We start from the raw sequence: 9274 nt of genomic DNA, 5'->3' as shown, positions 1-9274 counted from the left end.
ATAGGTGATCACGTGGGGTCCTGGCCTGAAGAATGATCTTGTGGTGAGACCTTCTTCTACCAGGACCCCACGCCCACATCTCTCCAGGCCACCGGCCATCCCCATTCCACTGAGATCACCTCATTGATTTTGCGGGAGTTGTCCACAGCCACCGGCGTGTCGGGACATGACACGCCGACAGCCGCGATTTCCATTGAAATCGGACGTCCGATTTCAATGGAAATCGTGCTCGACGCAGGGGCTCAGCGCTGGAGGAGGGTGAGCGCCTCGGCGTGCAGGTGGCCGTTGGTGGACAGCGCGGTTCCGCCGTCGTAGCGCGGGGTGCCGGTCAGGTCGGTGAAGGTGCCGCCGGCCTCGGTCACCAGGACCTGCGCAGCCGCGACGTCCCACGGGTTCACGATCGGTTCCGCGGCGATGTCGATGACGCCCTCGGCGACCAGGCAGTGCTGCCAGAAGTCGCCGAACGCCCGGTTCTCCCAGCAGGCGTCGACCAACCGCAGGTAGGACTCCCGCGAGTGGTGCTCCACCCAGGTCCCGAGGTGCGTGGTCGACACGTACGCGTCGCCGAGGTCGCGAACCCCGGACACCGAGATCCGCTCCGGCTCCGCCGCACCGGTCCGGCACCAGGCGCCGGTCCCGGTCTCCGCCCACCAGCGCTTGCCCAGCGCCGGGGCGCTGACCACGCCGATCACCGGACGACCACCGTCGACGAGCGCGATCAGCGTCGCCCACACCGGAATGCCGCGCAGGAAGTTCTTCGTGCCGTCGATCGGGTCGAGCACCCACGCCCGGCCCGCGCCCGCCGAGCCGCCGCGCTCCTCCCCGGCGACGACGTCGTCCGGCCGGTGCTCGGCGAGCACCTCGCGCACCGCGTCCTCCACCGCGAGGTCGGCGTCGGTGACCGGGGTCCGGTCGGGCTTGCGGTCCACGCTCAGGTCCCGTGCCCGGAACCGGCTGCTGGTGATGCCGTCGGCGACGTCGGCGAGGTGCAGGGCGAGGTCGAGATCGCTGGTCACGCCAGGCACCCTAGCCCGCAGCTCGACGTCATCGGCAGCCAGGACACCGGACGAGATCACCTTCGACGAGCCGAAACCTCGGAGGTGTTCAACCGCACCGCCGCGCAAATCGAGTTCGCCGTGGAAACCGCTACTCGGACCGTTACGCAAAGGGCCCCCGGGGACAGGCTCTAGGCTGGTGGTGTGAGCGTGGTGCTGCTGGCAGAAGACGACCCGGCCATCGCTGTGCCGCTGTCCAGGGCGCTGCAACGCGAGGGCTACACCGTCCAGGTCATAGAGGACGGTCCTTCGACGCTGCGCGCCGCCGCCTCCGGTGGGATCGACCTGCTGGTGCTGGACCTCGGACTGCCGGAGATGGACGGCCTGGAGGTGTGCCGCCGGCTGCGCTCCCAGGGCCGCGGTCTGCCGGTGCTGATGTTGACCGCCCGCACCGACGAGGTCGACTTCGTGGTCGGCCTGGACGCGGGCGCCGACGACTACGTGGCCAAGCCGTTCCGGCTCGCCGAGCTGATGGCGCGCATCCGGGCCCTGCTCCGCCGCGGCGCCCCGGAAACGCTGGAGGCTTCCGGCGTCCGCCTCGACCTGACGGCCCGCCGGGTGCTGGTCGACGAGCACGAGGTGCAGCTGGCGAACAAGGAGTACGAGCTGCTCCGGGTGCTCATGCAGCACGCGGGCCAGGTGGTGACCCGCGAGGAGATCCTCGAGGAGGTCTGGCCGGAGTCCGACCGCAAGGGCAGCAAGACGCTGGACATGCACATCTCCTGGCTGCGCCGGAAGCTCAGCGACAGCAACGGCCGGCTGGACGAGACCCGCATCGCCACCGTGCGCGGCGTCGGGTTCCGCTTCAACGCGGACTGACCCGCGATGCGTCGTCGAATCCTGCAGGCCACGCTGCTGGCCGTCGCCGTCACCGCTGTCGTCCTCGGGCTGCCGCTGGGGTTCAGCGCGCTCAAGCTCGTCCAGGACATCACGGTCAACGACCTGTCCACCCGCGCTCAGCAGATCGCGACGCTGCTCGACGAGCAGATCGCCTCGCAGCGCCCGGTGGACCTCAACGCGGCACGGCTGGCGGTGCCCGACGGCGCGCGGCTGATCGTGCGCACCCAGGCCCACGACTACGCCTACGGCCCCGACCCTGGTGAGCGTCCGCTGGTCGAGAGCGTGCCGATGGTGCAGAGCGGCACGGTGACGATCGCCGCGCCGAGCGCTCCCGTGCGGACCCAGCAGATCCAGGTCGCCGGTCTGGTCCTGCTGCTGGTGGTGCTCTCCGCCGGTACCGGGATGATCGTGGCGTCGGTGACCGCGCGACGCCTGTCCGACCCGCTCCGCCACGTCGCCGCCCGCGCGGCGCGCCTCGGCGCGGGCGACTTCCGCGCGGACCCGCAGCGTCACCAGGTCCCCGAGCTGGACCGGGTCGCGGATGCGCTGGACGCCTCCGGTGCCGCGCTGTCCCAGCTGGTCCAGCGCGAACGGGAGCTGGTGGGCGACGTGTCGCACCAGCTCCGCAGCCGCCAGACCGCCATGCACCTGCGGCTGGAAGCGCTGGCAGCGACGGACGACCCGGAAGTGGCGGAGGAAGCAGGCGCAGCCCTCGAACAGGCAGAACGCCTCTCCGGAGTCCTCGACGACCTGCTCGCCGCAGCCACCGCCGCCCGCGCCCGCGACGCCGCACCCCTCGACATCTCAGCGCTGCTCTCCGACGTGGCGGCCGAGTGGCGCGAACCGCTGAAGGCCGCGGGCCGCACCCTGCGGCTGAAGGTGGAGGAGGAGCTGCTCGCCCGCGTCACGCCCACCCGCCTGCGCGAAACGATCGGCGTCCTGCTCGACAACGCGCTCCGGCACGGCGAAGGCACCGTCACGCTCGCGGCGCGCCAAGGCGGCGGAACTGTCGTCGTCGAGGTCAGCGATGCGGGCTCCGGCGTTCCCGACGAACTGGTGCCTTACGTCTTCGAGCGGGGCTTCTCCGGCCACGGCTCCACCGGCGTCGGCTTGGCGCTGGCCCGGGCCCTGGTTGAAGCCGACGGCGGCCGCCTCGAGCTCAGCCAGGCCCGCCCGGCGATGTTCGAGGTCTTCCTCCCGGTGGCCCGGGCCGACGACGTCCTCGGCCTGCCCTGGAAGTCCGAACCCACCCCGCGCTGACCCGCGCCGCTTCCGCAGGTGGCGACCCGTGAGTCTTTTCTGTCGTCATAGCGCCGCAAAAGACTCACGGCACCTGACCTGCGAAAACGCGGAACTTCAGCTGACCGGTGCGCGGTCGCGGTCCGGAGCCTGCTCCGCCTGATCGGTGGGGAACACCCACTTGCGGAACGCCCACCAGCGGAACGCCATGCCGAGCAGCAACCCGACGATCTGCGCCGCGGTGAAGTCGGCGATCTCCTCGACGAAGCGGCTGGTGTACGGCGTCTGCAGGTGCAGCAGGTACCGGGACACCCACAGCGGCGCCGAGTACAACCCGACCCCGACCGCGCTGATCGCGAAGTACAGCGTCGCCTCGGAGTGCCGCTGCCGCCCGCCGCGGGTGCGGAACGACCACTCGCGGTTGAGCCAGTAGGACACCATCGTCGCCACCAGCACCGCGATGACCTTCGAGGTCACGGGCTTGGGCGAGAGCACGGTCAGCTTCAGCGCGTAGAAGATGCCGGTGTCGATGAGGAAGGTGATCCCGCCGACGATGCCGAACTTCAACAGCTCGCGGTGCCGGATCGCGAGCTGCCGGTACCGCTGTGGGACACGAGCCAGCACCGAATCGACGACGGACACAGCCCGAGTCTACGTAGCCGGGCCGTGCGGGCGCCGCCAGCCGTGGGAACCCGAGACCCGATTCACCTGGGCTGTGGACCCTCCTGCGGGCGTGTCGTGCTCGACGAAGGCGGTGCGCTGCTGCTAGGAGCCTCCGAACTGGACGGTGGCGCGGTGCTGCTGGGCGGCGTCGTCGTCGAAGTCGGCGGAGTCGTCTCCGGCGGAGCGGTCGTCGTCGGCGGCGTCGACGTCGTGGGCGGCGTCGTGCTGGTCGGCGGCACCGTCGTCGGAGGCGTGCTCGTCGGGTCCTCGGTGGTCGGCTTCGACGTGGACGTCGTCGGCGGACCCAGCGACGGGACCGCGGGCTCCGGCCACCAGCAGTGCCACGGGTCCCCGTGATCGGACGGGAACCACGGCGGCCGGCCGTGGTTCCAGCCCGGCGGCCACCAGGGCCACCACCAGCACTCCGGAGGCTTCGGCGGTTCCGGAGCGGGCGACCACAGCTGCACCGTCACCAGCTGGCTCCGGCTCGCCGAGCCGAGCCGTGCGGTGACCGGAACCGTCACGTCCCGGGAGATCATGTCCCCGCTCCGCGGCTGGTCGGCAGCGGGCTGCGGGTAGTCCGGCACGGTGGTCAGCCACATCTCGCCGATGAACGAGGCACCTGGTGCCAGGTCCTCGGCGCAGCGGACCAGGCGCTGGTCCGGCGCCACGTCGCACTGCGGCGGCACGGCCTGCGCCTGCACGCCCTCCGGGATCTCGGCGACGGCTTCCGCCCGGCCGGTGCTGGTCCCGGTGTTGCGGACCGCCATGGTGATCTTGCTCTGCTCCCAGGGCAGGTGCGACCAACCCCAGGCCAGCAGGTCGACGCCGTCCACCGGCGCCGGCGGCTTGACCACGACCGGCACCGCGTTCAGGTGCAGCTCGATCGCCGTGCCTGCCGAGATGTTCGCGGTGATCTCGCCACCGGCGGCCGACTCGTCGGCGCGCACCCGGAAGCCGAAGGTGAACGACTCGCCGGGCCGCAGCCCGCGGTCGGTGGTGCAGGTGATGGTGGTCGACCGGGTGGTCTCGCAGGTCACCGTCGGCGAGCCCGGCGGCTGAGCGCGCAGCATCGACGTGCTCTGCGGAGTGGTCGAGGCGGGCCCGGACGACGACATCGCGCCGGGCAGCTGCGCGGTGACCCCCGGCGGCAGGGCCAGCTCGGTGGTGACCGGCTCCGAGTCGCCCGAACCGCTGTTGCTCACGGTGATCGGCAGGTCGACCGGATCCCCACCGGCGACCAGCTGGATCGGCTGCCCCGGACCGGACGCGTTGAGCGAAGGCGTCGCCGGAGGCGGAGGCGGCGGCGCCGGAGCTGGCGGCGGAGCCGGTGCCGGAGGTTGCGGTGCCGGGGGCGGCGGTGCCGGGCTCGGCGCGGGCGGCTGCTGCGGCGCAGGTGGAAGCGGTGCCGGCGGCTGAGGTGCCGGAGCCGGCGGTTGCGGCGCAGGTGCGACGGCGGGCGGCGGCTCAGCGGCCATCGGAACGGTCTGATCGGTTCCGGAAGTCATGGCGATGGCGACCGCAGCGGCCAGCACCGAGGTCGCCACCCCGGCGGTGACCGCCTGCCGCGGCCCGGCGCTCGCCGCCCCCGCCGCTCCGGCAGCACCGGACGCGCTCCCTGCGGCCAACGCCCCGGCGGCTGCACCACCGGAAGAAGAAATGGCCAGGTAACCGGTGGCGGATGCCCCGAGCACCAGCGGCGCGATGATGACCCGCAGCGCACCGTTGACGTCGGCGAGCTCCGCGGCCAGCGCCCGGCACCGGTCGCAGTTGTCGAGGTGCGACTCGACCTGCGCGGTCTCCCGCTTCGACAGGCCGCGACGCGTCCACGCGCCGAGCCGGTCCACCGTCGCCCGGCAATGCTCGACCCCGGACTCGGCGTCGTCCAACTGCCCGAGGTGCACCTGCAGGTACGCCTGCCGCAGGCCTTCCCGGGCGCGGTAGGCGAGCGCGGACACGCCGTTCGGCGTCAACCCGAGCAGCGGCGCGACTTGAGCCGGGGTCTGGCCCTCCACCTCGACGTGCCAGAGCACGGTCTGCCAGCGCTCGGGCAACCGGGCGAAGGCCTGCGCGGCGAGGGTGCGCTCCAAGCCGGCGACGGCGGTGTCGGTGAACGGCACGCTGACGTCCGCGCCGGAAACCTCCGTCACGTCGTCGGCGAGCTGCACCTTCCGCTCGCGGCGGGTGCGGTCGTAAGCGGTGTGCCGCAGCGCGGTGAGGAGGTACGCGCGGAACGCGGTGTTCGGGCCGCGGCCGTCGCGCAGCGTGTCGAGGACCTTGGCGAACGCCTCGGACACCAGGTCGTCGGCCTCAGCGGCGGACTTGGCGACCTGGCGGGCCATGTTGTAGGCCGCGCCGACGTGCCGTTCGTAGAGCTGCGCGTACGCGGCGGACGAGCCGCTGCGGACCTCTTCCAGGAGTTCGCCATCGCTGGGCCCCTGAACTTCCGCTGGAATTGTCGCCACGCCGCACCTTCCTCCCCGCGGGAGACTCTAGATCTGCCGACAGAGCTGCTGACTAAGGGAGTCCCGGTCGGCGTCGGTCATGACGCCGTTGGACCGATTGTGATCTAGATCCCAGCGAGGATGCCATCCTTTGCACCGTCATGGGCGACTCTTTGCTCCGTCCCGATGACAGGGAGTCGAAGGAGGGGCGTTGAGGATGAGGGAGTGGCCGCTCAAGTGTGATGCGACGATCGCGCAGGGTCGCCAGCGGGCCCTGCGGTCGCGCTGGCGAACCGCCAGTCTCGCCGCTGGGTGGCCGTTTCCGAGCGACTGGGCGTCGGACGCGGTGGACGTGGTGTGCGCGGCGGTCGTCTCGGACGAGGACCTGGTGGACCCGTTGACGGACCTGGGCGCGGCGCGGGCGGAAGCCGGCGTCGGCCTGGCCGGAACGCTGCAGGACCTGGCAGCGCTGCACGCGGTCGCGACCGGTGACCACGACGGGCTCGTGTCGGCGGACCCGGACGTGGTGCCGACGGCGCTGGTGCGCACCACCGCGCTGGGCTGGGCCGAAGTGATCGCGCGGCTGTCGGTCGGGCGTGAGGTCGAGGACCCGCTGACCGGGCTGACCACGGTCGGCTACCTGCGCACCCGGTTGCACGAGGTGTACCGGGAGGCGCGGGCCGAAGGCAGGTCGGCGAGCGAGGACCACGCCCTGATCACGGTCTCGCTGGACGGACCGGCCGACACCTATTCGCGGATGATCGGGATGGTGCTGATCGCCGACGTCCTGCGGACGGCGTTCGACGCGGGGGAGACGGTGTCCCTCCTGCGCCCGGCCACCGCTGCGGTGCTGACCAAGCGCACCCCGCAGCTGTCGGCCCGCTGCCTCCACGCCCGCTGCATGATCGAGCACCGCCTCGCAGCGGATCCGTCGCTGCAGGTGTGCCGCGAGGTCCGGATCAGGGAGAAACCGCTGCCCGCCGACCACGAAGCGGCGTGCGACCTCCTGACCTCGCTCTGAGCGGCCGCCATCGCGGGACGGATCCGGTGTGATGCGGGTCGCTCTGGTAGGTGCCGGCGCAGGTGTACGGCCTGCGCCGCTCTACTCTGGCCGCGTGGACCACCGGACCGGAACCCCAGTTGTCGGCATGATCGGTGGCGGCCAGCTGGCGAGGATGACCCACCAGGCCGCGATCCCGTTGGGGCAGTCGCTGAAGGTGCTCGCCACCTCGAAGGACGACTCAGCCGCCCTCGTGTCGCCGAACGTCGAGATCGGTCACCACACCGATCTCGAAGCGCTGAAGAACTTCGCGCAGGGCTGCGACGTGATCACCTTCGACCACGAGCACGTCCCCGGCGAACACCTGCGGGCCCTGGCCGCGGCGGGGGTGTCCGTCCAGCCCGGACCGGACGCACTGCTGCACGCCCAGGACAAGCTCGTGATGCGCCGCAAGCTCGCCGAGCTCGACCTGCCGGTGCCGCCGTTCGCCGAGGTCACCGAGGTCGCCGACGTCCTGAAGTTCGGTGCCGAGCACGGCTGGCCGTGCGTGCTCAAGACCGCCCGCGGCGGGTACGACGGCCGCGGCGTGTGGATGCTCAACACCCCGGACGGCGCCGAGCGCACCGTCGCCGAGCTGCTGGAAGGCGGCGCACCGCTGCTCGTCGAGCAGTGCGTGCCGCTGCGCCGCGAGCTCGCCGCGCTGGTCGCGCGCTCGCCGTTCGGACAAGGCGCGGTCTGGCCGCTGGTCGAGACGGTCCAGGAAGACGGCATCTGCGTCGAGGTCCTGGCCCCGGCCCCGGACGCCGGCCCGGAACTGGTCGAGCAGGCCCAGCAGATCGCGCTGAAGATCGCCGAATCGCTCGGCGTCACCGGTGTGCTCGCGGTCGAGCTGTTCGACACCGAGGACGGCCTGGTCATCAACGAGCTGGCGATGCGCCCGCACAACTCCGGCCACTGGACGATCGAAGGCGCGCGGACCTCCCAGTTCGAGCAGCACTTGAGGGCGGTCCTGGACTACCCGCTGGGCGCCACCGAGCTGACCGCGCCCGCGGTGGTCATGGCGAACCTGCTCGGCTCGCCGACCGAACTGACGATGAGCGTGGACGAACGGCTGCACCACCTCTTCGCGCGCTTCCCGCACGCGAAGGTGCACCTGTACGGCAAGAGCGAACGGCCGGGCCGCAAGCTCGGCCACATCACCGTCCTCGGCGACCGCATGGAAGAAGTGCGGGAGCAGGCTCGGCTGGCAGCGCACTGGCTGTCGCACGCCGAGTGGCCGGACGGCTACGAGATCCACTGACGTGAAGAGAGGTCCGAGCGTGGCAGGCGAGAACCCGCTGGTCGGCGTGATCATGGGCAGCGACTCCGACTGGCCGGTGATGCAGGCGGCCGGAGATGCGCTCACCGAGTTCGACGTGCCCTTCGAGGTCGGCGTCTACTCCGCGCACCGCACTCCGCAGCGGATGCTGGACTACGCCCGGAGCGCGGCCGACCGCGGAATCCGCGTGATCATCGCCGGCGCGGGCGGTGCCGCCCACCTGCCGGGCATGGTCGCCTCGGCGACGGTCCTGCCGGTGATCGGCGTCCCGGTTCCGCTGAAGCACCTCGACGGCATGGACTCGCTGCTGTCGATCGTGCAGATGCCGGCCGGTGTCCCGGTGGCCACGGTGTCGGTCGGCGGGGCCCGCAACGCGGGACTGCTCGCGGTCCGCACGCTCGCCGCGGATTCCGGAGAACTCGGCGCCCGCCTCCGCGCGGACATGGCGAAGTTCCAGTCGGACCTCGAAAGCATGGTCCTCGACAAGGACGCCGCCCTCCAGGAGAAGGCCGCCCGTTCCTGACCCCTGACCGACGAACCCCGGGCGAAGCCGGAAAACCCGGTCTCACCTGGGGTTTTGTTCTTAAAGGGGGTGGTGTTCAGGGGGTGTTTCGGGGTGTGTAAAGTTATCCAGGTCAGCGCGACACGGGCCGGGAAAACCGGACCGGGCCTGGCGCGGGGTCAAAACCCGGTCTCCACAATCGAGTGGTAGCCT

Annotated in this window: 8 protein-coding genes; 5 read left to right on the top strand and 3 right to left on the bottom strand. The window is 71.5% G+C overall.

What is annotated here, in order from left to right; all coding sequences use genetic code 11:
• Positions 1 to 242: 242 nt before the first annotated feature.
• Positions 243 to 1025, bottom strand: a complete 783-nt coding sequence (gene hisN, locus OU415_RS37140) for a histidinol-phosphatase (RefSeq protein WP_270954421.1) — start codon at positions 1023 to 1025, stop codon at positions 243 to 245.
• Between the two features lie 174 nt (positions 1026 to 1199).
• On the opposite strand from hisN, the gene OU415_RS37135 reads away from it, so the two are divergent.
• Together OU415_RS37135 and OU415_RS37130 are read left to right on the top strand one after the other, a co-directional pair.
• A complete protein-coding gene (locus OU415_RS37135; RefSeq protein WP_270954418.1) occupies positions 1200 to 1874 on the top strand; it encodes a response regulator transcription factor in 675 nt (224 codons plus the stop codon).
• Between the two features lie 6 nt (positions 1875 to 1880).
• Positions 1881 to 3155 carry an ATP-binding protein gene (locus OU415_RS37130; protein WP_270954417.1) on the top strand — a complete coding sequence of 425 codons (1275 nt, stop codon included), beginning with the start codon at positions 1881 to 1883 and terminating at the stop codon, positions 3153 to 3155.
• A 96-nt stretch (positions 3156 to 3251) separates the two neighbouring features.
• Here OU415_RS37130 and OU415_RS37125 read toward each other — a convergent pair whose 3' ends face one another.
• Positions 3252 to 3776, bottom strand: coding sequence for a GtrA family protein (locus tag OU415_RS37125; RefSeq protein WP_270954416.1), 525 nt, complete (start codon positions 3774 to 3776; stop codon positions 3252 to 3254).
• 62 nt (positions 3777 to 3838) lie between these two features.
• Positions 3839 to 6262, bottom strand: coding sequence for a sigma-70 family RNA polymerase sigma factor (locus tag OU415_RS37120; protein ID WP_270954415.1), 2424 nt, complete (start codon positions 6260 to 6262; stop codon positions 3839 to 3841).
• A gap of 196 nt (positions 6263 to 6458) precedes the next feature.
• Here OU415_RS37120 and OU415_RS37115 point away from each other — a divergent pair, with 196 nt between their 5' ends.
• The 3 genes from OU415_RS37115 to purE all read left to right on the top strand — a co-directional run bounded on the left by OU415_RS37115 (position 6459) and on the right by purE (position 9082).
• The gene (locus OU415_RS37115) at positions 6459 to 7262 is read left to right on the top strand and encodes a hypothetical protein (protein WP_270954414.1); all 804 of its coding nucleotides are present in this window, start codon (positions 6459 to 6461) and stop codon (positions 7260 to 7262) included.
• Positions 7263 to 7356: 94 nt separating this feature from the next.
• On the top strand, positions 7357 to 8541 hold the full coding sequence (locus tag OU415_RS37110) for a 5-(carboxyamino)imidazole ribonucleotide synthase (RefSeq protein ID WP_270954413.1): 1185 nt from the start codon (positions 7357 to 7359) through the stop codon (positions 8539 to 8541).
• A gap of 52 nt (positions 8542 to 8593) precedes the next feature.
• Positions 8594 to 9082, top strand: a complete 489-nt coding sequence (purE, locus tag OU415_RS37105; RefSeq protein ID WP_270954419.1) for a 5-(carboxyamino)imidazole ribonucleotide mutase — start codon at positions 8594 to 8596, stop codon at positions 9080 to 9082.
• Positions 9083 to 9274: the final 192 nt, after the last annotated feature.

Origin of the sequence: Saccharopolyspora oryzae (assembly GCF_027853915.1) — a bacterium.
Lineage (GTDB): Bacteria > Actinomycetota > Actinomycetes > Mycobacteriales > Pseudonocardiaceae > Saccharopolyspora > Saccharopolyspora oryzae.
Note: the sequence above shows the minus strand (reverse complement) of the source record. Positions and strands in the feature narration are given on the sequence as shown.

What these genes read in the sequence shown, in the direction of transcription:
- OU415_RS37130 (WP_270954417.1), top strand. Translation starts at nt 1,881, where the DNA reads ATGCGTCGTCGAATCCTGCAGGCCACGCTGCTGGCCGTCGCCGTCACC.
- OU415_RS37115 (WP_270954414.1), top strand. Translation starts at nt 6,459, where the DNA reads ATGAGGGAGTGGCCGCTCAAGTGTGATGCGACGATCGCGCAGGGTCGC.
- purE (WP_270954419.1), top strand. Translation starts at nt 8,594, where the DNA reads ATGGGCAGCGACTCCGACTGGCCGGTGATGCAGGCGGCCGGAGATGCG.